Origin of the sequence: Stenotrophomonas acidaminiphila (assembly GCF_001431595.1) — a bacterium.
In the GTDB taxonomy this organism is placed as follows: Bacteria; Pseudomonadota; Gammaproteobacteria; order Xanthomonadales; family Xanthomonadaceae; genus Stenotrophomonas; species Stenotrophomonas acidaminiphila.
Window position 1 is genome coordinate 1 of the sequence record NZ_LDJO01000022.1, and the last position, 24,133, is coordinate 24,133.

Genomic DNA, 24,133 nt, shown 5'->3' on the forward strand with positions numbered 1-24,133 from the left:
GCCGGCGTAGGAGGTCCCGGGTGGGGTGCCTTGGGGGGGGGGCGAGCAAGAATTCTGGGGTGAATTGTTAAATTCCAGTACTCCGCCGGTCTGGCGATGAACCACTGAGTCATCCAAGAGCATGGACTTACACCAATTGGGCTCTGGCTGGTGATAGCATTTGCTTACGAAAGCTGAATGGCCGCCCGGTTCCGGTCGGCAATTTCGACAACGACAGGGAGGGTCGGTGACTGCATTGAAAATCAACCCGGGTGAGGTGCTGCCTGCCGAAGGCGTCACTCAAGTTCTGATTCTTGCCGCAACTACGCATCCGGTCACGGCACTGCTGCTTGTAGCAATCATTATCTGCTTTGCGATCTGGTGTACAGCTTGGAGCACTACACGGTGGAAGTACTACGACGTACTGAAGTCGCAAGAGGCGGCTAAGGCAATCACCGAGTTGAAAAAGATGGAGCAAGCACATAAGAAGGCAATGGCAAAGCTCAAGAAGGGAAGCTGAGCGAGCCATCTAGGAGGAATCTATGGAGACCATTCTTCAAATCGCTTTGGTATTGACGTTGTTTGTGGTCGCCACCGCTGCGCTCAAGCAATACCGTCGAGCGCGGCTTGATCCTTATGTGCGCTCTCTGCAGCGCGCAACCTTGGCTCTCTGCGCTGGCGTGATGGAAGACGGTGGTAACTCCGCGAAATCGCGTGACTTCGCACGCCGCATGGCGGTACTGGTCATGTCCGACACAATACTTACGGATCTTGGCAAGAATCGCGAGAAAATGCTCTCGTTTGTTGAGGGTGAGCGCAGCAAGGATCGCGATTCGGAGCTTCGGCTCTCAGCAGAAGATATGAAGATAGTTCAACCCGCGCTACACGCATTTGCAATGGCATGCCTGCTGTACGATCCGAAGTACAGCGGCCAGGTCCGCAGACTTTGGGAAGGCGCCATGGCCCAGGCCTATGCACGGGCAAACGCGGTACGAGTTGCGCCGCAATCTGTTGCCGGGAGCGCTGCAACTAAGGCAGCAAAGGAAGCTCCCAAGCCGGTTGAGGAGAAGCTGCAGAAGGTTGAAGGCGTAATCCTTGAGAGATTGAGCGATCTTTGCCTCGCATGAAGAAATGACCCCGCCAAACGGCGGGGTCTTTGTTTTCTGGCTCCGTTGAACCCTTGCCCGACTGCCCCAGCATGTCCGAAACGGAACGGGGCAGGGCATGAAAGATCAGGCGGCGGAAGCAACGATTGCGGCGGTGGCGCAGAAGGTCGCCTACGGCGGCGGCGGCGTTGCGTTCTTCGGCGGGCTGACGGCGAACGAGATTGCCGCGTTCGGCGGCCTGTTCATCGCCTTCCTGGGCCTGCTGGTGCAGGTCTACTTCAAGGTCCTGGACAACCGCCGGAAGAGTGAGCTGCACAAGCTGATGCTCTCCGGCCGCCGGTTCGACCCGGTGCAGGGGGACTCCGATGACTGACGCCAAGACCAAGGTGGTTGGCGGAGGCGTCGCCGCGGTGGCGCTGGCGGGTGTCCTCGCCTTGGCGGCCCCGCTGATCCAGAAGTGGGAGGGCGTCCGGTACGAGCCCTACCGGGACAGCGTCGGGGTGCTGACCGTCTGCTACGGGCACACCAAGACCGTGCAGGCCGGCAAGCGGTACACCCGTGCCGAGTGCGACGCGCTGCTGGCACAGGACATGGCCGAGGCGAACGGGTACGTCCGCCGGTGCATGGGCGTGCCGATGCTGCGGCATGTCGAGGCGGCCCTGACGAGTGCGGCCTTCAACCTGGGCCCGAAGGTCGTCTGCGGCTCGACCCTTCAGCGCAAGGCCCAGGCCAACGACTGGCCGGGGGCGTGTGCGGAGCTCGACCGATGGAACAAGGCAGGCGGCCGCGAGCTCCGTGGGCTGACCCTGCGGCGGGGCGATGAGCGCGAGATGTGCGAGGGGCCGCAGTGAACCGGGTCTACGCCGCTGCCGCCGCCCTGCTCGTCGGGCTGTCCTTCTGGGCGGGCTGGGAGTGGCGCGACCGCTCCGCCGACCTGGCCCAGAGCCGGCAGGCCACCAAGCAGGCCCAGGCCGAGACCACGGCCGTAGAAACCGCTCGCAGCGCCGAGCACCAGCAGGCCGACACCCTGGCCACCATCGGAGAGACTCATGAGCAAGCCCGCGCTGCGGCCCCGGCCGTCGCTGATGCTGTTGTTGCTGACCTGCGTGCTGGCAATCTCCGGCTGCGCGACGGCTGGGCGAGCTGCGAAACCCAGCGTCTGTCCGACGCCAGTGCCGCCGCCCGCGAACGTGATGCGGCCGCCGAGCGCCGAGCGGAATTTGCGGGGGCTGTTGTTCGAGCCGGCCGCGACGCAGACGACCAGCTCGCGGCCTGCCAAGCCGTAATCCGGGCCTACGTGGCGCAGTGATGGCCGGGACGAAGATCAAGCTGAAGGACCAGCTCGGGCGTGTTGTCCGGGTCGGAGGCGATGGCACCAACGGGGCAACCATCGGCAAGGATTTGCGCTGGCCGGACGGCTCGCTGGTCCAAGAGTCGCAGGTCCGCAACTACGGCGGCCAGGCCGGCGGGAGTTCCGGTAGCAGTACCGGTGGCTCCACGGGCGGCATCGCGTCGACCGTCTGGCGGCTCGTCCGCGAGGTGCCGGCGAACCTGCAGAAGCTGGCCGCTCTGGTGGGGGCGGGCCTGGCCGTGCGCGGGAGCGATGGGACCTGGCACCAGCGCTCGATCGCGGCCGGCGAGGGCATCCAAGTCGAGAACGCAGACGGCGCCGCCGGTGATCCGGTTGTCTCGCTGGCCCCTCTGGTTCGCCCTGCTGCGGCCACGGTATCGGCACTGCGGCTGGTCTCGGAGGGCGCCGATGGCGTCCGCCACCTGGATCCCACCGACGCTGCGTCGGTCGCCGGGATGCTGGGCATCTCGATCACCGCGGGCGATGCAGGCGCCGCGATCAGCATCAAGGCCGGCGGATCGATCGATGACGCCGGCTGGTCCTGGTCCCCGGGGTTCGTATTCGCCGGGCCCAGCGGCGCGCTCACCCAGGTCCCGCCGACCACCGGCTGGGAAATCGTCGTCGGGTACGCCCCGTCGCCGACCCGCCTCAACCTCACTTTCGATGAGCCAGTGAAGCTGGCATAGGAGCACGCAAATGGTGGACAAGGTCCTCTATCGGAACGCCGGCGAGACCAAGCAGTACACGCCGATCACCGCATCGGCTGGTGCTGGCGACGCCGGCAAGATCCCGGCCCTGGGCAGCGACGGCAAGCTGGATCCGTCGATGTACGACCCGGGCGCAGATCCCAGCGAGCCGATCATCGCCAGCGAGACGATCGGCGCCGGCAAGTTCTACAACCGGTTCTCCGACAGCGGGGTGCTCAAGGCGCGCCTGGCCGACAACTCCAACGCGCGCCCGGCCCACGGTTTCGTCCGTGAGTCCGTCGCCGCGGATGCAGAAGGGACGGGCTACCCGCTCGACTCGGTCAACGACGCGCTCACCGGCCTGACGGTCGGCACCAACTACTACCTGGGCACTGCCGGGGGCGTCATCGCAGTGCCCCTGGACGCGGCCGACGCCGGCAACACCGGCAAGATCGACCAGAAGCTGGGCATGGCCAAGAGCGCCACGGAGCTGGTCACGGACGACTACGACTACGTGGTGCTGTAAGTGACCCAGCGCAGGCCGCTCGTCCGCGTCGACGGAGAGACAGTCCAGCTGCCTGCTGGTGACACGGTGGCGGGTGCGGGAGGGACCGTCACGTCCGTAGCCCTCTCGATGCCGACCGGCTTCTCGACCTCGGGAAGTCCGGTCACCACATCGGGGACCCTGACCGTTACCTACGCGACTGGGTACCAGGGATTCACGACCGCCCAGTCAACGAAGCTGGCTGGCATTGCCACGGGAGCCACGGTCGGAGCTACGTGGGGCACCAATCTGTTCTCGATCCCTTCGAACATCACTTCCTGGGCGTCGTCCAGCGTCGGCCCGGCGGACGTCGTCACCTTGGCCAACAGCCAGACGGTCAGCGGTGACAAGGAGTTCTCCGGCAACAGCAACCGGTTTTCGGGGGCGTCTGGCGTTCTGCTCGGCACCGGGAACGCCAGGCTCCGCGCCGATGCGAATGGGGTGTTCATCAGGTTCGGCACGACGGACTACTTCCGCCTGGGAGCGGATGGCTTCTTCCGCAACCTGATCAGTGGCTTCGAGAGTTCCAGCACGGTGGTCCCGAACGCTGACAACTACTCTAGCGTCGGATCAGCCAGCCGCAGGTGGGGTGTGATGTACGCGGCTACTGGCACGATCAACACCTCCGATGCGCGCGAGAAGACACCGGTGCGTGAGCTGACCGCCGCAGAGATCGCCGCGGCAATCGAGCTGGGGCGCGAGATTGGCGCCTACCGGTGGCTCACAATGGTCCAAGAGAAGGGGGAGCTGGCGCGGCAGCATATCGGCATGACGGTCCAGGGAGCCGTGGCCATCCTGGAGGCTCACGGCCTGGACCCGTTCGCCTACGGCTTCATCTGCTTTGACGAATGGGACGAGCAGCAGGAGATCCGCGAGGAATGGGGCGCCATGCCGCAGGTCGTAGACGACTTGGGAAACCTGGTGCAGGAGGCGATGGAAGCGGGGTTCGAGGTCGTGCAGGAGTACCGCCCTGCAGGCAACCGGTACTCGTTTCGAATGGACGAGCTGCTGGCGTTCATCGCGCGCGGATTGGCCCACCAGCTTGCCACGATCGAGCATCGGTTGAGCCAAGCTGGGCTGTAGGCGGATTCCCACGGGCGGCATGGGGCTACCCTGATTGATGCCCCCGCGTGTCTGCTCCACCATCAATTGCCGGCACCAGCGCGCCGACTGACAGTCCAGGCCAACCCCGCCGGGCTCCCGCATGGACGCGGGGGCAGCTGGCGCCTAGATGAAGCCCCGGAGGCTGGTCTGTACGCGCAGGGTGACCAGCCACGATGCGATCAGCTCGTGGATTGCATGCTCGTCCTCGGGGTAGCGGCCGATCAGGCGGATCTCGATCGCTTCCAGGACGGCGTCCACCTCAGGCCCGGGGCCATGCTCGGACACCGCATGCTGCAGCTCGTTGAATGCCAGGTCGTAGTCGGCACGCTGGCTATTCATGGGCTCCCTCCGGTTCTACCGCCCCGACTGCCTGCATGATGGTGGCCACCTTGTTGTGGAAGTAGTCGGAGTCGTTCGCCGCCACGTAGCGTTCGATGGCTTCAGCTTCCCCGGCGATGGCCTCTGCCTGGTCCCCGGGAGGGTAGTCGCGAGCGATCTGGATGGCCTGCTCGCGCAGGCCCTTCAGGAGGTCATCGAGCTGCGAACGTGTGAGGTGGGGCATGACGTCGATCCTACGGTGGTGGCGTTATCCTCCGGTCAACGGAGGTCCCCATGTGCTACTCAGCCCAGATCGAAGCCGCATACACCAAGTTCGTTCGCAAGTTCGGCGCCGTGCTGGACAAAAAGGCGTTCGCCAAGATGTGGCTGCACGACGAGGGGAAGGAGCGCCGGCCCAGGACGCCACGGGCGCTGGACCTGTCGTTCCTGACCTCGGACGACCCCGACGTGGTTGGGATAGCGCAGGAGATTCGCCAATGGGACGCCGAGGACGTCGCACAGCTTGAGACCGAGCTGTTCCGCCAGGCCAAGCGCCTGGCAGACGCCGAGCGGAAGCTGGGCACCAAGCCGACCAAGACCGCGGAGAACGAGAAGCGCATCGCCGGCAACAAGATCGAGCAGATCAAGGCGCGGATCGCGGACCTGAAGCGGTCGCGCCCCGAGCCCAAGGACTCGCGGATGTTCCCCGGCTACTACTGCCCGGTCCTGGTGAGCGAGGGCGGCCGGTTGGTGGTCAAACCCATGCGCTACCAATGCCGCCTTGCTGGCAAGCCGGCCTTCTACGACACCAAGTTCCCGGGCACCTACAACGCCCGCCGGGACAGCTTGGAGAAGTTCTGGGCGCCCGCCTTCGGCCGGACCCACGGCCTCATCGTGGCCGACCGGTTCTACGAGCACGTCGAGATCGACGGTGAGAACCGTGTCCTTGAGTTCGTGCCCAGGACCGGGGAGCAGATGCTGATCGCCTGCCTGTGGTCCCACTGGACGGATCCGAAGGGGCAGGAGCCTGACCTGCTGAGCTTCGCTGCCGTCACCGACGACCCGGAGCCCGAGGTCGCCGCGGCCGGCCACGACCGGACGATCATCAACATCAAGCCCGAGCACGTCGACGCCTGGCTCAACCCGGACCCTGCAAACCTGCAGGCTCTGTACGCCATATTCGATGACAAGCGGCACCCATACTACGAGCACCGCATCGCTGCGTAGCTGATCCAGGCCTACCGCCGCCTTCGCGGCTTCCTTGCCGGCACCGGGAACGGCAATGCCTGCGCGGGCTCGTCGCGGTGCTGGGGCGCGAGGGGAACCCCGACTCCCAGCCCCGCGTACTGGGCCACGATTCGATCCCGCCACTTCGCGGACCAGGCGGCGATGAACCGGCTGGCGGCATCCATGTCGGGATGTGACTTATCGGTCACGTTCAAGGTGCCTACGTTCCGCGTCGACCTCGCCCCGCTTCCGGCTGGAGCCACGATGGCGATCATGTGCGGGCCGTACTGCAGCGCCCGGGTTTGCCCTACATGGGGGCGCCAGTGGAACTCAGGCGGGAGGGCGGGGGTGTCCATTGCGGCATGGTGCGCCCGCGAGTGATCAGGGGATGAGACGGCTGGCGCTGTGGGCACGCCTACCGTCATCGTTTCAGTTAGTTGGCGCGACCAAATGGATGTGCACTGGTTCCGTTTCGCCGATCAATCCAGGCCTTGATCTCATCCATGGCGCTCGACTCAGGAACAATTGCGCTCCACACAGCTACGGCTGCCGTGGGATCGCCGTGATCGCTGTGGGGCTCGATGCCGCCGACGCTTCGGCACCACTCTGCTTCCGCCCCGATCCGTGCTAATTCGCCTTCCACTTCCGCGCGCAGCGGGGCAACCACCCGCACCACGTTGCCGTAAGTCTTCAGCGGGCAATCGAATTCAGTAAGCACGAGAATCTCCTTGTTTGTGAGATTCAAAGCTAGCAGCAATTCTTGTATATATGATCGTTAACGCAGAACTTACAGTCATTTTCGCTTCATTTCGCCTTGCATCCATGGTTGCTTGTTCTTGGGCTGACGCCAATTTGAACCGATGATCCTGCTCATGGCCGAAGGCCCAAGAACGCTTCCCACTGCTCCATCAGCGTTCGCCGGCGTTCAAGGAGACTTCCGCGCCTATACGCCGCCTCGGCCTTGTTCCGGATGGCGTGGGCTAGAGCCATCTCGACCACCTCGTTCGGGGTCTCGGTCGTTTCGGCCGCCCAGTCGCGGAAGGTGGAACGGAAACCGTGGACGGTGAAGGGGAGCCCCAAGCCCTTCGGTGCCGGCTTCTGGACCAGATACAGCATGGCGTTCTCCGACAGCCGGAAGGGCGGCTCCTTCCGGCTCAGTGGCTTCAGGATCGCCAACGCGGCCGATGTCAGCGGCACCGAGTGTTCCCGACCGCCCTTCATCCGGCCGGCAGGGATCGTCCAGACCGCGGCATCCAGGTCGAACTCGGACCACTGCGCCCCGACCACTTCCTCAGTACGGGTGGCGGTGAGGATGGTGAAGCGGAGCGCGCGCCTGGATCTGGCGTCCCGCTCGGCGAGCGTGGCCATGAATGCCGGCACCTCGGTATAGGGCATGGCCGCGTGGTGCCGCCCCTTGGTGACCTTGGACGGCTTGGGCAGGAGGTTCTGCAGGTGGCCCCGCCACCTGGCCGGGTTCTCGCCTTCCCGCAGGCCATGGACCTTGGACCAGTCCAGAACCCGCTCGATGCGGCCGCGAACGCGGGTGGCCGTGACCGTCTTCTTCTCCCAGATCGGTCGCAGGCAGGCCATCACCATCTGGGTGTCGACCTCGGCCACCGGCGTGGCTCGGGCCGGGCCGTAGTCCCTCAGGGACTGGAACCACTGTTCGGCTTGGGCTTCGTTCTTCCAGCCGGAACGGTGCGCGGCGATATAGGCGTCCGCCGCCTCTCCAAACGTGGCACCAGCTGATTTCGCGGCCCGCCGGGTAGCGATGGGGTCGTCTCCGGTCACCAGCAGCTTGCGCTGGGCCACGGCGGCCTGCCTGGCTTCTGCCAGCGACACGACGGCCGCTGATCCCAGCCCCATCTCGCGACGCCTGCCGGCGCGCTGGTAGCGCAACACCCAGGACTTTGCCCCGGTCGGGCCGATGAGCAGGTACAGGCCGCCGCCGTCCGCGTGGTAGCCTTGCTTTGTCAGGGTCTGAACCGCCCGGGCACTCAGGCGGTGGATCGGTCGAGCCATCGAATCTGCCCCATCATCTGCCCCATGTTTCGGGCCGGGATTGTATGAGAAGGCAGGATAAGGGTGCGGAGTCGCAGGCCTTGATACTGCTGGGTTTTTAGCCTCGCAGAGAATGCTAGGGAAGGCCGAATCGGCCTCTCACTCCGCCAGTTGAAAAACGTCTGCAAGCCCCGGGTTTGCGGACGTTTTTCGTTTCAGGATGCGTGTTCGTACCGCGGTCCTGGATTGGACGGACACGGCGCATGACTGGAAGATGTCCACCCGGTCGCGTGCAGGTGACGCATCACGCCGCATCGCGTACCATGGCCGCTGTCGAGCATCGACCGGGCCGCATCATGGGTCAGGGCGATCAGGACGGAAGAATTCTTGAAGAAATCGGGGGTGCACTGGTTTCGACGGGGGTTGTGAAGTCGCTTGGCGCATGCCGAGGGGGTAGCTTTCCTCGTAAATCCAGCTGCACAACTCATAGTTGCCAACGACGACAACTACGCTCTGGCCGCTTAAGGCCTAAGCCCCGAAACAGCTTGTGTCCGTGCTCGCTGCGTAGGGTCATCATCACGGAATCGCATGGGGTGGCTGCCCGTCAGCCCCTAGCTAGATAAAGCGGGCTGGTTCCGGGATGCGCTTTGCGCGCCGTGCTGTTCCGGGGCGAGATACAACGGCGAGCTAAGCATGTAGTGCCGGGGATGGAGTGCCTTCGGACGGCGGTTCAATTCCGCCCACCTCCACCAATACTTGAAAACCCAACCCTTATCGGTTGGGTTTTTTTCTGCCCGCAGCGCCAGTGTTGGCGCGGTTTCGGGCGGTAGCCTCTTTAGCGCCGCCCCTCTGACAGCGCCCGTTTCCGGGCCTTCTGGCTCCGTTTTCTCTCTCTGTTCTCTGTCCGGCTCTTTACCGGAAAACGCCCCGTACCCAGCAAAAACGCGGGTTTGCGCGTGCCGGGTTGCGTTTTTCGTCTGCTGTAGACGGCGCGACCGAGAATGCAACGGGCGTAAAAAAACCGCCCGGAGGCGGCGCATGGCGGAGGTGCTGACCATCAGCTTCTGGCCTGGATCATCCTGCGCTGCTGCTGCCAGTCCAGCGGCAGGCTGCCGTTGCGGATCAGGTGCTCCAGCGCGATCCCGCTGCCGTCGGTCAGGCAGGCCTCGACGACATCCGGAGCCAGATGCACCAGCCGCGCAATCGTGCTGACCCGCCCGGGGTTGAGTCCTTCGGCCTGCGCGATCTCGGTCATCGAGGTGAACCGCCCGTCGTCGAGCAGGCGTTGCCAGTGGTGCGCCATCCCCAGCGCCCGCACCAAGGCGCTGTCCTGCGCCGCTGCGCGTTCCTGCGCAGACTCATCCGCGAACGCCTGTGGCGTGTCGAGCGGCGTGATGATCTTGCGTCGCACGCCGCGCTTGACCAGCGTCCACGGAATGAACGTCTCCATCTTCACCCCGCCAGCCGGATTGGGGAGCTGGAAGGTGACCGCCTCGCCGGTGAACTTGCCGATGTCTTTCTTGGCCATGTGCTGTCTCCTACTCGAAGGACTGGATGATCTGGCGCTGCTGCTGCCAGTCGACCGGAATGGGGTTGCGCTGAAACCAGATCAGCGTGAGGCGTCGGGGCTGGCGACCTGCGAGCAGTTGCTCGACGATGTCCGGGGCCAGCAAGGTCAGGCGCAGCAGTTCATTGACAGTGCTGTGATGCAGCCCCTCCGCCCGGGCGATGGCCGCGCCGCTTTCAAACTCGCCAGCGTCCAGCAGGTGCTGCCAGTGAAAGGCTCGGGCGACCGCTTCGATGATCGTCGGGTCGTGCGCCACCGCGCCGGTGTCGGCCAGACGCCGACTCCCCCGGCGTTTGAACACCAGCGGCACGAAGGTTTCCAAGGTGCCGGAGTCGTTCATTGCGCCTCCATCTCGACCAGTTCTGCGCCGATGCTGTCCGGGGCAAACTCACCGATCAGCGCCTTCCAGCCCAGCTCGCGCCAGCTCACTTTCAGGCCACCGGGGACGAGATCCACGCGCTCGACCATCAGGTTGACGATGCGGTGTCGCTCTGCCGGATACAGCCTCTCCCACACATCGCCCAAGCGGTGCATCGCCATCACCGCCATGTCCTCGGTGATCTGCGCGCCGTTGCGCTGAATGAACTGGCAGACCGCCGTGATCGCCTCGGGGCTGGCCAGCACCGATTTGATCTGGGCGATGGCCGCTGACTCCACTTCGTCAGCCGGGATGCGCTCGTAGGTTTTGCCGCTCGCTCCGTAGCGCACTTCCGACTTCGACACGTAGTAGCGGTACTTGCGCCCGTTCTTGCGTGAGTAGGTCGGGTACATCCGCTCGCCGGTCGGCGCGTACAGCAGGCCGCGCAGCAAGGCATCGGTGCGCGACCTGATCTTGGTTTCCACCGACCGGGCGTGCCCGTCCTTGGCCAGCAGTTCATGCACCTTGCCCCACAGGCCGTGGTCGATGATGGCCGGATGCGCGCCGGGGTACCACGTGCCCTTGTGCGACAACTCCCCGAGGTAGATGCGGTTGCGCAACAGCTTGTGCAGGTACTTCTTGTCGATGCGCGTGCCTGCGCGGGTGATGCCTTCCTGCGTCGTCCACGCCTTGGTGGTAATGCCCTCGGCGGTCAGGTTGGCGGCAATCTGCGTCGGCGAGCCGATGGTCAGCATCTCCTCGAAGATGCGCCGCACCACCGCCGCCTCGGTGTCGTTGATGACCAGCAGGCGGTTCTCGACGTCGTAGCCCAGCGGCGGGACGCCGCCCATCCACATCCCTTTGCGCTTGGCGGCGGCGATCTTGTCGCGGATGCGCTCGCCGGTCACTTCGCGCTCGAACTGGGCGAAGGACAGCAGGACGTTGAGCATCAACCGCCCCATCGACGTGGTGGTGTTGAACTGCTGGGTGACCGACACGAAGGACACGTTGTGGCGCTCGAACACCTCGACCATCTTGGAGAAATCGGCAAGGCTGCGCGTCAGACGGTCGATCTTGTAGACCACCACGATGTCGATCAGGCCGCGCTCGATGTCCGCCATCAAGCGCTTCAAGCCCGGACGCTCAGTGTTGCCGCCGGAGAAGCCGGGGTCGTCGTAATCGTCGGCCACCGGAATCCAGCCCTCGGCACGCTGGCTGGCGACGTAGGCGTGGCCCGCTTCTTTCTGCGCGTCGATGGAGTTGAACTCCTGATCGAGCCGCTCATCCGAGGACACCCGGCAGTAGACCGCGCAACGCTGGCGCGGCTTGTTGTGGGGAACGTCGTTCATTCGTAACCCTCCCCAGCGCGGCGCAGGCCGAAGAACAATGGCCCCGACCACGGGGTGCCTGCGATGTGGCGCGCGACGGCGGACAGGCTTTTGAACTGCTTGCCCTCGTAGTCGAAGGTGCCGTCAGCGGTGACCCGGACGTGGTGATCCCGGTCGCCCCATTCGCGCACCAGCACGGTGCCCGGGGCCAGCGTGATGTCCCGGGCCTTGCGCGGCTGCTTAATCTTGGAGTGGCGCACGCCGATGTTGGCCAGCCGCCTGCGGGTATCGGGATCGAGTCCGCCGAAGGCTTCTTCCTGCAACTTGTAGGCGATGCGGGATTCCAGATAGACGCGATTGGTCTTGTCCGGGCGGCGCGGGAAAAATCGATCCCAAAGCGCCCAGACCTCGGCCATCGCCAAGGATGGCAAGGCCGCCACCTGCGCGGCCACCGATGTGTGTTGGTCGTTCATCACAACTACTCCTGTTGATAGGGGGTTGGATGAACGCGCTGGTCGGGCAGGAAGCCAAGGCCAACTGCTCTTTGTTTTGGCTCGTCTGCGACAAGCGTGCGGACGATGGCCGCCGCAAGGATGGTAGTGATTTCGCCAGCACGGGCGCTGGCGGACATCTCCGGGGGAGATGCAAGTTCGAGGTTCTTCATGACGGCTCCGGGGAATAGCAACCGTCAGGGATAGTGAGCCTGATCTTCCGAAGCGGATGGCAATTCCGGGTAATCTGCGGCCAAATTTTCGCGTTAACTAAACAGTTGACGGCCTTGCAGCGGGGAAGTACGATCACTCCATTAACCAATCACGCAACCAGGAAACACCCATGCCTTTCGGAGCCTTCATTCGCAAAAAGCGCGAAGAGAAGCAGATCCAGATGAACGAGTTCGCGCGTCAACTCGAGATATCGCCTGCCTACTGGTCACGCATCGAGCGCGACATGGAAAAGCCGCCCAAGGATGAGCTGATCCGCAAGGCGGCCGAGATTCTGGGCATCGACCCGGACGACGCCTTCGTGGAGGCCAGCCGTCTGCCCCCCGATATGCGCGACGATGTGGCCAGCGTGGTGCGGATGTACCGCCGGGAAGTAACGGAGAAAAAGTGAATGCCGGTTCTGACCCTCGACTACCGGCATTGCGACCGCAAGCGCCCCAAATTCATCAAGCACGTTGAGATCGAAGCCATCGCAGCACTCGCCCGCCAGCAGCTGGTGGGAAGCGGTGTTGATGCCATTGCCTTCGACACGCTGCGCCAGATCGACCGTTTGAAGATCAACGGTATCGACTTCGCGCTCGAGGTCAGCACTGATTGCGAGGTGCATGACGAGGATGGCAACCACGTTTTCGGCATCTGCGAGTATGACCCCTACGCACCAGACACCGCGATGGTGTGCGTGTCGCCCGTCGGCGAAAAACTCAGTGAGCTGCTGGCTCTGAGCACGCTGGCACATGAACTCGGCCACGCTGTGTTCGATGCCCCAGGCTGGATCATGGACGGCAGCAAAGGCCCAGGACTGTTCGATGCCCTGGAGCCAGTCGTGCAGCGCGCCTACCGCACCACCACGCCGGACAGCGAGCACTTGGCAAAAGTACCTACAGCCCCATCAGCAGCACTGGCGACGGAAGTGCATTTTGCCGAGCTGCGTGCCAACGAGTTCATGGGCTCGCTGCTGGTGCCGCGCAAGCTCTTGAGCACGGCAGCTGAGGAGCTGGCATCGGAATACAACGTCAGCATTCATCGTGGCCCGTCGCTTGATCCGGAGATTCCCGGCACCAGCATGCAACTCGCCGCCAGCGACGCCGCCGACATGGAATTGATGCAACGTGCGCTGGCCCTGCGTTTTGGCGTCAATCCACGCTTTGTGCAGGTGCGCCTGCAACGCTACGGCCTGATCCGCCCGGAGAACGCCGTGCGCTGATCATCACCATCCCATCCGCGCCGACCTCGTGTCGGCATTTTTTGAATCTCGCAGTTAACAACTCGCGCAATCGCGCACTTTACGAAGGAGTCTGCCTATGCCTACCGGTCACACCACCACCGCCCAGCAGGAGAAAGCGGTCAACCCGAAGTCGTCACCGAAGCGGGCGCGCGAGCAACGGTCAGATGATGGCCCTGCCATCCTCCCCGGAATGGAGCATTTCGTCGATCTGCTGCGCAAGGTCAAGCGTCCGGCGCTGGTGGTGCGCCTGCTTGAACTGGCCAGCGGCGACGCGTTGCCGGAACTTCAGGCATTGGCCGATGCCTCCAAAGGAAAACTGCCGGTCGAATCCCGTCAGGCATTTTTCCACTGCGTGGCCAAACTGGATGCTGCCATCCGCCAGCGCCTCGAGGATGCCGTCGAACGAGTGATCCTGCTCAGCGATGACTACGGCGCTCAAGCTGTTCAGGCGGTGCTCGACGCCCGGCGCGAAGACGATGCCACCGTGCTCGCAATGCCCAGCGACCGCCATAGCCGCGCATTGCACCTGTATCTCCTGCAGGAGTTTCCCGAGGCTGGAGCACGCCGCGAAGCGCGCTTCGATCACGCGGAGCACGAACAGGTGATGCACCGCCAGTGGAAAAGCGAGCACTTCTCCAGCCACTACCTTGGCCCCAAGGGCGTGGAGCCGAAAAATGGCGATGACATCCAGGAAGCACTTCGCACACGGATTGCAGAGCTGTTCCCGCATGTGCCGAAAGAGCAAATCCTGATCGAGCAGTTTGTGCGGTGCGGCTTGTCCCACGCACAGCGCGATGACGATGAAGATGCCGACGACGAGCCGCTGACACAGCTGCACACGCTGTGCGCAACCTTCAATGGTTCTACGGCGCATTACCGGCAGGTGGAAGACGGCCAGGTGGTCGACCACGAGGAACCAGCTGCCATGTCGGCACGCTTTTCCTGGGAACCGGCAACCGGGGCGCTGACAGTGTTCTGCGAAGACCGGGAAAAGCGCCGGGAGCTTGCCACCATCTTCCGCGACGTGGCGCTGGCGCACGAGGGCGCGATTGACGACATGCCGATGCGTCAATTCGATCTGCTCGGGTTCTCGACCTCGGCCATGCTCAAGCGGCTGGAGCAGGATCGCATCGCGGACATCGAGCGCATCGACATTCTTCAGATCAAGGTGGCCAAGCCCTTTGAACAGTTGCTCGAACTTGGCGGCAAGACCGTCGCTCGGCAGCTGGCGAGCAAGATGGAGATCACCCGCGATCGGCGTGACAGCCGCAACGTCTATCAGGTCGCCTACGAGGATTACAGCGCCGAAGATCTGAGCCAGTACGCACTGGTACAGGTGAAGCTGGTGATGCGCATGGCCACACAGCCCCACCGCAAGGCACACAACGTCGCCGTCCAGATCACAGCCCCCAACGGCCTGAACGACAAGAGTAAGACCGAGGACGACCGCAAGCGCGTACTGGAGCAGTTGATTCGCCTCGGCGTCTTGAGCGAATTCTGAGGGAGCGTCGACGATGTCATTGCATCTACGCTTCTTCACCGCCATCGACAGGCTATCGAGCCTGGATACACCAGTGCTGGCCACAACGTTCGGACGTGACCGTTCTCAGCTCCTGCAGCGGGGCTGGATCACCGACGAGGGTCATCTCACGCATGTCATGGCCCCGTTCCTCGACTCTGAATGCGAGGTCGAGATCGAGGCCGATCCCGATGCGGGCTGCTACCGCTATCGCAGTCCGCTGGATGGGCGCACTGTGGTGCAGCCCTTGAACGAGATCGCACTGTGCGGTATCCAGATCGAACGATGGCTGACCGATCTGGCACGCATGGTGGGCATCGAAGATCGGCGACGTGCCAGCCGCCCATGCCGCACGCCACAGCATCTCTGGCATCTCGGCGACCTGCGCGTCGCCGGGACGCATGATTTTGCCCCGGTGTTTGTTGGGCGCGCGTGGGCACGTGCGCCAGCCGTCAATACATCTTCTGTTCTGGCTGATCCTGCATGGTCACGCGGCGGTGTGATTTTGCAGGCCCGCCAAGTTCAGGCAGATCTGCCCCGTGATCATGTGATCCGGGCGCTCGATGAGTTCGTTCGCCTGGACAATGGGCAGGATGTTTTCGATGCAAGCGCATTCGACCGCGTGCTGCGCGGCTACGTCACGCCCAGCGGTGAGTCCGAGCCATTGCAGTACCTGCAGGGCACCCGCGTGAAATTGCCTCACTTTGCTTCATCACGATTGGTGAGTGATACGCGCGCAGCAATTCTGAAAGTGATGTGGGGCGTGGAAGGCAAGACACCTCCGGCCATGAAGTGGGCAGACGTCAAGACGCAAGTTCACTCTGCTGCCCGGTCATTTGATGAGGCCTTTGGTGACAAGGAAACAAGGGAGGACTTCCTCGTTCTCGTGAAGTCTGGCGGCTACTACCAAGTGCGCCGCCAGTAGAAGTCGTAGTTTTTTCCGGAGCCCGATCCGGATTCAGTCCGTAGTTCCATGCGGAGACTTCGATGTGCCCATTTCATCTAGGAGGCACATCGAAATGCAAACCCAAGTTCCAGCAACCCAAACCGGTCGGGATTCCTTCCGACCCAACCCCGGCGGTGCCGTGTGCATCGCCCTCGACGAAAACGAGCTCGCCATCCGCTGGGGGCTCTCCGTCAAGACCCTGCGCCGCTGGCGTCAGGAACAGCTCGGACCGATCTACTGCAAGCTCGGCCGCCGGGTCACCTACCTCCTGCACGAAATCGAAGCCTTTGAGCGGCGCGTCTCGCGTTACTCCAGCTTCACTCGTGCGTATCAGTGAGGAGGACGGCCATGAGCGATCTAACCATCTTCCCCGCCGACATCGCCGAGATGTCCGTCAGCCAACTGGCCGCACTGCCGCCCGAGCAGAAGCGCGAGATCGACAAGAACCTCGACGCGGCTATCGACTGGCTCAAGAAGGCCCGCACCAAGTTCGACGCGGCGCTGGATCATTGCTACGGCGAGCAGGCCCGCGCCGCGCTGCGTGAATCCGGCCGCGATTTCGGCACCGCCCACATCAGCGATGGCCCGCTGCGGCTCAAGTTCGAGTTGCCCAAGAAGGTCAGCTGGAACCAGCAGCAATTGACCGAAATCGCCGAACGCATCGTGGCGTCAGGCGAGAAGGTCGAGGGCTACCTCGACATCAAGTTGTCCGTCTCCGAATCCCGCTTCACGAACTGGCCGCCTGCCTTGCAGCAGCAGTTCGCCGCCGCTCGCACCGTGGATTCCGGCAAGCCGTCTTTCACTCTTTCCCTTGATTCGGAGTAATAGCCATGAGTGCAATCATTCCCTTCCAGTTTGAAGCGCACGCTGTGCGCGTTCAGGTCGACGACGCGGGCCAGCCGTGGTTCAACGCCGCCGACGTCTGCGCGGCTTTGGAACTCTCGAATCCGCGCGATGCTCTCACCAAACACGTCGATTCGGATGATGTCGCAAAACGCGACGTCATCGACAACCTTGGACGCACCCAGCGCGCCAACCACGTCAACGAGTCGGGCCTCTACGCCCTGATCCTCGGCAGCACCAAGGATGCCGCTAAGCGCTTCAAACGTTGGGTGACCAGCGAGGTGCTGCCCGCGATCCGCAAGACCGGCAGCTATGCCGTTCCCGCTGCGCTGGCGGCCTTGCCTGCACCGACCCATGACCGTGTATCCGCGATTCTGCTGATCGGCGAGGCTGTGGCGAAGGTGCCGGGCGTCAAGCCGGGCATCGCAGCGGCGGCAACGCTCACCTGCATTCAGGAGAACACGGGCATCACCACCGAGGTGCTGCGCCGCGCGCTGCCGTCGGCCAACGAACCGATCTGCGCGCTCAACGCCACCCAGCTCGGCAAGCTGCTCAACCGCTCGGCCAAAGCCACGAACCAGATGCTGGCAGCGGCTGGCCTGCAGTTCCGGAACGACCGTGACGAATGGGAACTGTCCGAGGCTGGTGAAGCATGGGCCGAGGCCATGCCGTACTCGCGCAACGGCCACAGCGGCTACCAGATCCTCTGGAATCCCGCCGTCGCCGATGAACTGAAGGAGGCCGCGTAATGAGCCTTCCCATCATCTCCGCGCAGCAGCGCATGGCCGAACGCAAGGGCGTGAAGCTCTTGATGCTGGGCAAATCCGGCATCGGCAAGACCACCCGGCTCAAGGATCTCGACCCGGCCACCACGCTGTTCCTCGACATTGAGGCGGGCGATCTCGCCGTGGCCGACTGGCCCGGCGACACCATCCGTCCGGCATCCTGGCCGGAGAGCCGCGACTTCTTCGTGTTTCTCGCGGGCCCGGACAAGTCGCTGCCGCCGGAGTCGGCGTTTTCGCAGGCGCACTTCGATCACGTCGTCGAGAAGTACGGTGACCCGGCGCAACTGGACCGCTACCAGACCTTCTTCCTCGACTCGATCACGCAGCTGTCGCGCCAGTGCTTCGCGTGGTGCAAGACGCAACCCGGCGCGGTCAGCGACCGTACCGGCAAGCCGGACATGCGCGGCGCCTACGGCCTGCTCGGGCAGGAAATGATCAGCGCCTTGACCCATCTGCAGCACGCACGCGGCAAGAACGTGGTGTTCGTGGCCATCCTCGACGAGCGGCTCGATGACTACAACCGCAAGGTGTTCGTGCCGCAGATCGAAGGCAGCAAGACCGCACTGGAGCTGCCCGGCATCGTCGACGAGGTTGTGACGCTGGCCGAGATCAAGGCCCAGGAAGCAGACGGCAGTGGCAGCACCTACCGCGCCTTCGTCACGCACACCGTCAATCCCTACGGCTTCCCCGCCAAAGACCGCAGCGGTCGCCTCGATCCGCTCGAGCCGCCCAACTTGCGCGCACTGATCGCCAAGTGCGCGGGTGAGCCCGCCGCCACGCCCGTTCGCACTGCCACCACCCAATCCCACGAATCTCAGGAGTAATCGCCATGACCCAGCAATCCACCACCAGCAACAACTGGAACGACTTCAACGACGCCGAATCGCAGCAATCCGGCTTTGACCTGATCCCCAAGGGCACCGTTGTCGCTGTGCGCATGACCCTCAAGCCCGGTGGTTATGACGATCCCAGCCAAGGCTGGGGCGGCGGTTACGCCACCGAGTCCTTCGACACCGGTTCGATCTATCTGGCCGCCGAGTTCGTGGTCACCGCTGGCGACCACGCCAAACGCAAGATGTGGTCGAACATCGGCCTGCATTCGCAGAAGGGGCCGACCTGGGGTCAGATGGGGCGCAGCTTCATTCGCGCCGCGCTCAACAGCGCCCGCAACGTCCACCCGCAGGACAACAGTCCGCAGGCCGCCGCCGCGCGCCGCATCCAGGGCTTCCACGAACTGGATGGCCTCGAGTTCCTCGCCCGCGTCGACATCGAGAAGGATGGCAAGGGCCAGGACCGCAACGTGGTCAAGGTCGCGGTCGAACCCGATCACCCCGACTACGCCAAGTTGATGGGCGTGCCGCCCAAGACCACGGGTGGTGGCACCTCCGGTGCTCCGGCACAGCCAGCGGCACCCGCGTATCAGGCAGCGCCTGCCCAACGCGCACCCGTGACGGGCAAACCGTCGTGGGCGCAGTGAGGGAGGCCGATGAAATGTTGGGTCTGCAAACGACAAGCACGCGGCTACGGCCACACGGACGGTCGATTCAAGACCGGCGATGCGCGCCGCTACGTGCTCGACTGGGTGTTCTGTTCCCGTCGCTGCCAGGACGCGTTCCACGCGCTGTACGGCAACTGGCAACAGGCCAAGGATGGCTACCTCGGCAAGACGGAGGTCGCCATGATCGATCCGTCTGAAGTCGAACTGGCCGCCATGCGCCAATGCCTCAAGTCCTTCGGCGAGGCGGCGGGCGAGATCGGTTTTACCAAGCCTCTGGGCGACTACTCCGAGGCCGAAGCGCTGCGGGTGATCGATGCCATCGTCACTTGCTGGTCGGAGGCGATGGTCGCGCACCACGAGGTCACCAAGTTCCCGCCCGTGCGGGGCTTGCCTCCCACGCCCGATCCGCTGGCACCCGATGCCGCCAATCCGTTCGCGGATCTGGAGGATGACCTGCCTTGGGATGAACCGAAGGGGAAGAAGCCATGATGGACTTCAATTCCTCATCGAGCATCGCGGGCCAGATCACCGCCCTGGTCGACGCCGGGTTGCAACAGGCCCGAGCCCGTCAATCCGAGCGCCAGTACCTCGGGGCCTCGCGCCTCGGGGTGGCCTGCGAGCGCGCCCTGCAATTCGAGTACGCCAAGGCTCCCATCGACCACGGGCGGGACACCCCGGGCCGGATGCTGCGCATCTTCGAGCGTGGCCATGTCATGGAGGACTGCATGGTCGCGTGGCTGCGGGAGGCAGGCTTTGACTTGCGCACCCGAAAGGCTGATGGCGAGCAGTTCGGTTTCTCGGTGGCAGACGGTCGCCTGCAGGGCCACATCGACGGCGTCATCGTGGGTGGCCCTGAGGGCTTTGCCTATCCTGGACTCTGGGAATGCAAATGCCTTGGCAACAAGTCCTGGAGCGATCTGGAGAGAAAGGGCTTGGCGATCTCCAAGCCCATCTACGCCGCGCAAGTGGCGATCTACCAAGCCTATCTCGAACTGCACGAGCACCCGGCGATCTTCACGGCGCTCAACGCCGACACGATGGAGATCTACACCGAGCTCGTGCCTTTTGATGCAGCCCTTGCCCAGCGCATGTCGGATCGTGCGGTGAAGGTCATCTCAGCCACGGAAGCAGGCGAACTGCTGCCACGTGGCTTCCATGACCCGACCCACTTCGAATGTCGGATGTGTGCATGGCAAGACCGCTGCTGGAGGACACAAGCATGACCGACAACACCCTTTCATCTACCGGCATCGAACCGATGATCGACGCCAAGCAGGCAGCTGCCGCGCTGCGCCTGCCGTATTACTGGTTCGCCGACCACGCGATGCGCAGCAAGTACCGGATTCCTCACTACCTGATGGGTGGGCTGGTGCGCTATCGCCTGTCAGAGCTTTCTACTTGGGCGGCACGTAATGCGGCAGCGCAAAGCCGCTTCGCGGGAGATACGGATACCGCCGTCGAGGAGGCCGAATGATCGACTTCAACGACACCGCCGCCCCCACCGAAAGCCAAGCACGCATCGTCAACGATGCCGAGAGGGAGGAACTGCGCGCAGAACTTCTCGCCCGGCTGGAATCGGTGCTGTTCACTCTGTTCCCGGCAGGCAAGAAGCGCCGGGGCAACTTCCTGATCGGTGATGTGCTGGGTAGCCCTGGCGACAGCCTTGAGGTGGTGCTTGAAGGCGAAAAGGCAGGCCTATGGACGGATCGTGCCGACAACTCCGGCGGCGATGTGTACGCGCTGATCGGCAATCACTTCGGCATCGATGTGACCCGCGACTTTCTGCGCGTGCTCGATGCCGCCGCCGATCTGCTCGGTCGTACGCGTTCCACGCCGGTGCGCAAGGCCAACAAGAAGGACGTGCCGGTAGACGAACTCGGCCCCGCCACCGCGAAGTGGGACTATCTCGACGCCAAAGGCCATCTCATCGCCGTCGTTTACCGCTACGACCCGCCCGGACAGAAGAAGCAGTTCCGGCCCTGGGATGCGAAGCGGCGCAAGATGGCACCGCCCGACCCGCGTCCGCTCTACAACCAGCCAGGCATGACCAGTACCGCGCAGGTGGTGCTGGTCGAAGGCGAGAAGTGCGCGCAGGCCCTGATCGACGCGGGCATCGTGGCCACCACGGCGATGCACGGCGCGAACGCTCCGGTCGACAAGACCGACTGGTCGCCATTGGCCGGAAAGGCCGTGCTGATCTGGCCCGACCGCGATAAGCCGGGCTGGGAGTACGCCACGCAGGCGGCACAGGCCATCTTGTCGGCGGGGGCCAAATCCTGCCACGTCCTCTATCCGCCCGAAGAGGCGGCAGAAGGCTGGGACGTGGCAGATGCCATCGCCGAGGGCTTTGATGTCGCCACCTTCCTCACCCACGGCCCACGTTTGCAGATGCACGACGTCGCCGATGACGTTGATCCGGTGGTCAGCAGCGACGAATCCGTCTGGGGTACGGAGGACGCGCTGGCGCTGTCCTTCACGCGCCGCTACCACCGCGACTGGCGCTACGTGGCTGGCTGGGGAAAGTGGCTGGTGTGGGACGGACAACGCTGGCGCACCGAAGACACGCTGGCGGCCACGGACCTGATTCGCAGCGTTTGTCGCCAGACGGCTGTACGCGCCGACAACCCCAAGGTCGCCGCCAAATTGGCCAGCGCAGGAACGGTCGGCGGTGTGGAACGCCTAGCGCGTGCTGACCGCAGGCACGCGGCCACCACCGACGAATGGGATGCAGATCCGTGGCTGCTCAACACGCCGGGCGGCGTGGTCGATCTCAAGACAGGCCGGATGCGCCCGCACGAGCGCGCCGACCGGATGACCAAGATCACCACAGCCACGCCCAGCGGCGACTGCCCGACCTGGAGGCAGTTCATCGACGAGGTCACGGGTGGCGACAAGGAACTTGAGTCCTACCTGCAACGGATGGTCGGTTACGCGCTGACCGGGTCGACGCAAGAGCACGCGCTGTTTTTCCTGTACGGCACGGGCGCGAACGGCAAGTCGGTGTTCGTCAACACGTTGGCCACGATCCTGGGCGACTACGCGACCAACGCGCCGATGGACACCTTCATGGAGACGCGCACCGACCGGCACCCGACCGATATGGCGGGACTGCGCGGTGCGCGCTTCGTGGCGGCCATCGAAACTGAACAGGGAAAACGGTGGGCCGAGTCCAAGCTCAAGAACCTCACCGGTGGCGACAAGATTTCAGCGCGCTTCATGCGCCAGGACTTCTTTGAGTTCTTCCCGCAGTTCAAGTTGTTCGTGGCGGGCAACCACAAGCCCGCTATTCGCAATATCGACGAGGCGATGAAACGCAGGCTGCACCTGATCCCTTTCACGATCACCGTGCCGCCCGAGCGCCGCGACAAGAGCCTGCAACAGAAGCTCCTGGCCGAACGTGACGGCATCCTCGCGTGGGCCGTGCAGGGTTGTCTCGACTGGCAGCGCCACGGACGACTCAGCCCGCCACAACGCGTGGTGGACGCCACCGAGGAGTATTTCGAAGCCGAGGACGCCCTGGGCCGCTGGCTCGATGAGCGCTGCGTGCGCGAGCCCAACGCCAAGTCGCTGACCGCCGAGTTGTTCAACGACTGGAAGCTGTGGGCTGAGGCTGCCGGGGAATTCACGGGCTCCCAAAAGCGCTTTGCCGATCTGCTGCTCACCCGTGGCATGGACAAATGGCGCAACGGCATGGGTCTGCGCGGGTTTCAGGGCGTGGGCCTCAAGTACCCGCCCGCACCGTCCTACACCCCTTACGCCGATGACTGAAACAACCGCGTCTGACGGATCGGACGGACTACGTCGTAACTCCTACGCGTGCGCGTGCGTGCGCGCCTCATGGGATGTTTCGATGAGACCCGTCCGATCCGTCAGGCCAATGAAAAAAGGACTGACACCATGAGTACCACGATCCTCGCCCTTGATCTGGGCACCACCACCGGTTGGGCACTGCGCGGCAGCGACGGGCACATTACCAGCGGATCGGAGAGCTTCCGGCCGCAACGCTTCGAAGGCGGCGGAATGCGCTTCCTGAGATTCAAACGCTGGCTCACCGAGATCAAGCAGTCCTGCGACGGCATCGACTGCCTGCACTTCGAGGAAGTGCGCCGCCATGTCTCGACCGACGCGGCCCATGCCTACGGCGGGTTTCTGGCCACGCTCACGGCGTGGTGCGAGCACCACCAGATCCCATACCAGGGCGTGCCGGTCGGCACGATCAAGAAGCACGCCACCGGCAAGGGCAATGCAGGCAAGGAGAATGTGATCGCATCCATCCGTGCCCGTGGCCACGCCCCGGTCGACGACAACGAAGCCGATGCACTGGCGCTGCTGCATTGGGCCATCGAGCAAAACGCACTGGAACGGGAGGTGTGAGATGAAGGTGCCGACACCCCAATACCGCTGCCCGCTGGGGCGGCTGCAGCCTGAAGTCCAGGACTTGGACGCCATCAAACAGCGCGGCTGGCTTGACCAGCACATCCTGGTCGTCAATGCCGACGATGAACGCCTGGACTGGGTTGAGCGTGAACTGGTGCGTCAGATCGGCGAACGTCTCTACGGCACGGGAGGACGACGTCATGGCTGACCATCGCAACACCTGGACGATTGAGGACGTGGCTGCGCGTTTCGAAGATGCGGCCAGCACCGGACGACGCCTGCCTCCGGTACGCGTGCAGGGCTATTTCAATTGCTGGCCCGCCTTCGTCCGCACGGAGTGGGAAGCGTTTGCTGCGGATGAGAAGGTGTACCGCCCCTTCCCACCGAGCCCCGAGGCCATCGACCGGATGCTGGAGGTGATGCGTTGGGTGCAATGGCTGGAGATCGAGCAGCGCCACCTCGTATGGATGCGGGCCAAGCGATACGGCTGGCGGGACATCACGATCCGCTTCGCCTGCGACCGCACGACGGCGTGGCGGAGGTGGCAGCGTGCGCTGGAGATCGTGGCGACGAAGCTCAACGGCGAAGGCGCGCGGCTCCCGTCCAAAAACGTGGGCAATTTAGGGTAATGCTTGCCGCGTTTGTCCTC

General features: G+C 63.9%; 34 protein-coding genes and 1 other RNA gene. 26 read left to right on the top strand and 9 right to left on the bottom strand.

What is annotated here, in order from left to right:
• The first annotated feature begins 226 nt into the window (after positions 1–226).
• The 8 genes from ABB33_RS18495 to ABB33_RS06650 all read left to right on the top strand — a co-directional run bounded on the left by ABB33_RS18495 (position 227) and on the right by ABB33_RS06650 (position 4,749).
• On the top strand, positions 227–499 hold the full coding sequence (locus ABB33_RS18495; RefSeq protein WP_152984989.1) for a hypothetical protein: 273 nt from the start codon (positions 227–229) through the stop codon (positions 497–499).
• A gap of 22 nt (positions 500–521) precedes the next feature.
• A complete protein-coding gene (locus ABB33_RS18500; protein ID WP_152984990.1) occupies positions 522–1,106 on the top strand; it encodes a hypothetical protein in 585 nt (194 codons plus the stop codon).
• 97 nt (positions 1,107–1,203) lie between these two features.
• Positions 1,204–1,458 carry a holin gene (locus ABB33_RS06625; protein WP_082595019.1) on the top strand — a complete coding sequence of 85 codons (255 nt, stop codon included), beginning with the start codon at positions 1,204–1,206 and terminating at the stop codon, positions 1,456–1,458.
• Positions 1,451–1,936 carry a lysozyme gene (locus tag ABB33_RS06630; RefSeq protein WP_056931582.1) on the top strand — a complete coding sequence of 162 codons (486 nt, stop codon included), beginning with the start codon at positions 1,451–1,453 and terminating at the stop codon, positions 1,934–1,936. The genes ABB33_RS06625 and ABB33_RS06630 overlap by 8 nt, the downstream gene beginning before the upstream one ends.
• Positions 1,933–2,394, top strand: a complete 462-nt coding sequence (locus tag ABB33_RS06635) for a hypothetical protein (protein ID WP_056931583.1) — start codon at positions 1,933–1,935, stop codon at positions 2,392–2,394. Before ABB33_RS06630 ends, ABB33_RS06635 begins: the two co-directional genes overlap by 4 nt.
• Positions 2,394–3,122, top strand: coding sequence for a hypothetical protein (locus ABB33_RS06640; RefSeq protein ID WP_056931584.1), 729 nt, complete (start codon positions 2,394–2,396; stop codon positions 3,120–3,122). Before ABB33_RS06635 ends, ABB33_RS06640 begins: the two co-directional genes overlap by 1 nt.
• Before the next feature lie 10 nt (positions 3,123–3,132).
• Positions 3,133–3,648: a hypothetical protein gene (locus tag ABB33_RS06645; protein ID WP_056931585.1), complete on the top strand. Its 516-nt coding sequence runs from the start codon at positions 3,133–3,135 to the stop codon at positions 3,646–3,648.
• Entirely contained in the window at positions 3,649–4,749 is a 1,101-nt protein-coding gene (locus ABB33_RS06650; protein WP_056931586.1) for a tail fiber domain-containing protein, read from the top strand.
• A 144-nt stretch (positions 4,750–4,893) separates the two neighbouring features.
• Here ABB33_RS06650 and ABB33_RS06655 read toward each other — a convergent pair whose 3' ends face one another.
• The gene (locus tag ABB33_RS06655; RefSeq protein WP_056931587.1) at positions 4,894–5,109 is read right to left on the bottom strand and encodes a hypothetical protein; all 216 of its coding nucleotides are present in this window, start codon (positions 5,107–5,109) and stop codon (positions 4,894–4,896) included.
• A complete protein-coding gene (locus ABB33_RS06660) occupies positions 5,102–5,332 on the bottom strand; it encodes a hypothetical protein (protein WP_056931588.1) in 231 nt (76 codons plus the stop codon). Before ABB33_RS06660 ends, ABB33_RS06655 begins: the two co-directional genes overlap by 8 nt.
• A gap of 50 nt (positions 5,333–5,382) precedes the next feature.
• Between ABB33_RS06660 and ABB33_RS06665 the strand changes: the two genes are divergently transcribed.
• The gene (locus ABB33_RS06665; protein WP_056931589.1) at positions 5,383–6,315 is read left to right on the top strand and encodes an SOS response-associated peptidase family protein; all 933 of its coding nucleotides are present in this window, start codon (positions 5,383–5,385) and stop codon (positions 6,313–6,315) included.
• A gap of 433 nt (positions 6,316–6,748) precedes the next feature.
• Here ABB33_RS06665 and ABB33_RS18505 read toward each other — a convergent pair whose 3' ends face one another.
• Together ABB33_RS18505 and ABB33_RS06675 are read right to left on the bottom strand one after the other, a co-directional pair.
• Positions 6,749–7,033: a hypothetical protein gene (locus ABB33_RS18505; RefSeq protein ID WP_152984992.1), complete on the bottom strand. Its 285-nt coding sequence runs from the start codon at positions 7,031–7,033 to the stop codon at positions 6,749–6,751.
• 152 nt (positions 7,034–7,185) lie between these two features.
• Positions 7,186–8,337, bottom strand: coding sequence for a tyrosine-type recombinase/integrase (locus tag ABB33_RS06675; protein WP_056931591.1), 1,152 nt, complete (start codon positions 8,335–8,337; stop codon positions 7,186–7,188).
• 377 nt (positions 8,338–8,714) lie between these two features.
• On the opposite strand from ABB33_RS06675, the gene ssrA reads away from it, so the two are divergent.
• Positions 8,715–9,068: a transfer-messenger RNA gene (ssrA, locus tag ABB33_RS18135) on the top strand.
• A 305-nt stretch (positions 9,069–9,373) separates the two neighbouring features.
• Here the strand turns inward: ssrA and ABB33_RS06680 are convergent.
• The 5 genes from ABB33_RS06680 to ABB33_RS18140 are packed head-to-tail and all read right to left on the bottom strand — an operon-like array spanning position 9,374 to position 12,233.
• Complete coding sequence (locus ABB33_RS06680) at positions 9,374–9,844, bottom strand: hypothetical protein (protein WP_056931592.1); 471 nt, start codon at positions 9,842–9,844, stop codon at positions 9,374–9,376.
• Between the two features lie 10 nt (positions 9,845–9,854).
• A complete protein-coding gene (locus ABB33_RS06685) occupies positions 9,855–10,223 on the bottom strand; it encodes a hypothetical protein (RefSeq protein WP_056931593.1) in 369 nt (122 codons plus the stop codon).
• Positions 10,220–11,590, bottom strand: a complete 1,371-nt coding sequence (locus tag ABB33_RS06690; RefSeq protein WP_056931594.1) for a recombinase family protein — start codon at positions 11,588–11,590, stop codon at positions 10,220–10,222. Before ABB33_RS06690 ends, ABB33_RS06685 begins: the two co-directional genes overlap by 4 nt.
• Positions 11,587–12,042 (bottom strand): DUF2924 domain-containing protein, encoded by a 456-nt coding sequence (locus tag ABB33_RS06695; protein ID WP_056931595.1) that lies wholly within the window; start codon positions 12,040–12,042, stop codon positions 11,587–11,589. Before ABB33_RS06695 ends, ABB33_RS06690 begins: the two co-directional genes overlap by 4 nt.
• Before the next feature lie 5 nt (positions 12,043–12,047).
• Positions 12,048–12,233 (bottom strand): hypothetical protein, encoded by a 186-nt coding sequence (locus ABB33_RS18140; RefSeq protein WP_082595020.1) that lies wholly within the window; start codon positions 12,231–12,233, stop codon positions 12,048–12,050.
• 170 nt (positions 12,234–12,403) lie between these two features.
• Here ABB33_RS18140 and ABB33_RS06700 point away from each other — a divergent pair, with 170 nt between their 5' ends.
• From ABB33_RS06700 to ABB33_RS06775, 16 genes are all read left to right on the top strand, one after another.
• Complete coding sequence (locus ABB33_RS06700) at positions 12,404–12,682, top strand: helix-turn-helix domain-containing protein (protein ID WP_049418374.1); 279 nt, start codon at positions 12,404–12,406, stop codon at positions 12,680–12,682.
• Positions 12,683–13,495: an ImmA/IrrE family metallo-endopeptidase gene (locus ABB33_RS06705; RefSeq protein ID WP_049246962.1), complete on the top strand. Its 813-nt coding sequence runs from the start codon at positions 12,683–12,685 to the stop codon at positions 13,493–13,495. It begins immediately after the preceding gene.
• 97 nt (positions 13,496–13,592) lie between these two features.
• Entirely contained in the window at positions 13,593–15,017 is a 1,425-nt protein-coding gene (locus ABB33_RS06710) for a hypothetical protein (protein ID WP_056931596.1), read from the top strand.
• A gap of 13 nt (positions 15,018–15,030) precedes the next feature.
• Entirely contained in the window at positions 15,031–15,960 is a 930-nt protein-coding gene (locus ABB33_RS06715; protein ID WP_049246967.1) for a hypothetical protein, read from the top strand.
• 94 nt (positions 15,961–16,054) lie between these two features.
• Positions 16,055–16,318 carry a helix-turn-helix transcriptional regulator gene (locus ABB33_RS06720; protein ID WP_012479850.1) on the top strand — a complete coding sequence of 88 codons (264 nt, stop codon included), beginning with the start codon at positions 16,055–16,057 and terminating at the stop codon, positions 16,316–16,318.
• 11 nt (positions 16,319–16,329) lie between these two features.
• On the top strand, positions 16,330–16,806 hold the full coding sequence (locus ABB33_RS06725; protein ID WP_049246972.1) for a hypothetical protein: 477 nt from the start codon (positions 16,330–16,332) through the stop codon (positions 16,804–16,806).
• Positions 16,807–16,811: 5 nt separating this feature from the next.
• Positions 16,812–17,573 carry a BRO-N domain-containing protein gene (locus tag ABB33_RS06730; protein WP_049246975.1) on the top strand — a complete coding sequence of 254 codons (762 nt, stop codon included), beginning with the start codon at positions 16,812–16,814 and terminating at the stop codon, positions 17,571–17,573.
• Positions 17,573–18,433, top strand: coding sequence for an ATP-binding protein (locus ABB33_RS06735; protein ID WP_056931597.1), 861 nt, complete (start codon positions 17,573–17,575; stop codon positions 18,431–18,433). The genes ABB33_RS06730 and ABB33_RS06735 overlap by 1 nt, the downstream gene beginning before the upstream one ends.
• A 5-nt stretch (positions 18,434–18,438) precedes the next feature.
• Positions 18,439–19,086: a hypothetical protein gene (locus ABB33_RS06740; protein ID WP_049246979.1), complete on the top strand. Its 648-nt coding sequence runs from the start codon at positions 18,439–18,441 to the stop codon at positions 19,084–19,086.
• A gap of 9 nt (positions 19,087–19,095) precedes the next feature.
• Positions 19,096–19,596, top strand: a complete 501-nt coding sequence (locus ABB33_RS06745; protein ID WP_049246981.1) for a DUF6511 domain-containing protein — start codon at positions 19,096–19,098, stop codon at positions 19,594–19,596.
• Entirely contained in the window at positions 19,593–20,330 is a 738-nt protein-coding gene (locus ABB33_RS06750; protein WP_049246983.1) for an isoleucyl-tRNA synthetase, read from the top strand. The genes ABB33_RS06745 and ABB33_RS06750 overlap by 4 nt, the downstream gene beginning before the upstream one ends.
• On the top strand, positions 20,327–20,581 hold the full coding sequence (locus ABB33_RS06755; protein WP_049246986.1) for a hypothetical protein: 255 nt from the start codon (positions 20,327–20,329) through the stop codon (positions 20,579–20,581). The genes ABB33_RS06750 and ABB33_RS06755 overlap by 4 nt, the downstream gene beginning before the upstream one ends.
• Positions 20,578–22,875, top strand: coding sequence for a phage/plasmid primase, P4 family (locus tag ABB33_RS06760; protein WP_056931598.1), 2,298 nt, complete (start codon positions 20,578–20,580; stop codon positions 22,873–22,875). The genes ABB33_RS06755 and ABB33_RS06760 overlap by 4 nt, the downstream gene beginning before the upstream one ends.
• Positions 22,876–23,004: 129 nt before the next feature.
• Positions 23,005–23,481 carry a crossover junction endodeoxyribonuclease RuvC gene (locus ABB33_RS06765; protein WP_049246990.1) on the top strand — a complete coding sequence of 159 codons (477 nt, stop codon included), beginning with the start codon at positions 23,005–23,007 and terminating at the stop codon, positions 23,479–23,481.
• A gap of 1 nt (position 23,482) precedes the next feature.
• On the top strand, positions 23,483–23,692 hold the full coding sequence (locus ABB33_RS06770) for a hypothetical protein (RefSeq protein ID WP_056931599.1): 210 nt from the start codon (positions 23,483–23,485) through the stop codon (positions 23,690–23,692).
• The gene (locus tag ABB33_RS06775; protein WP_049246996.1) at positions 23,685–24,113 is read left to right on the top strand and encodes a DUF6362 family protein; all 429 of its coding nucleotides are present in this window, start codon (positions 23,685–23,687) and stop codon (positions 24,111–24,113) included. Before ABB33_RS06770 ends, ABB33_RS06775 begins: the two co-directional genes overlap by 8 nt.
• The last annotated feature ends 20 nt before the right edge of the window (positions 24,114–24,133 follow it).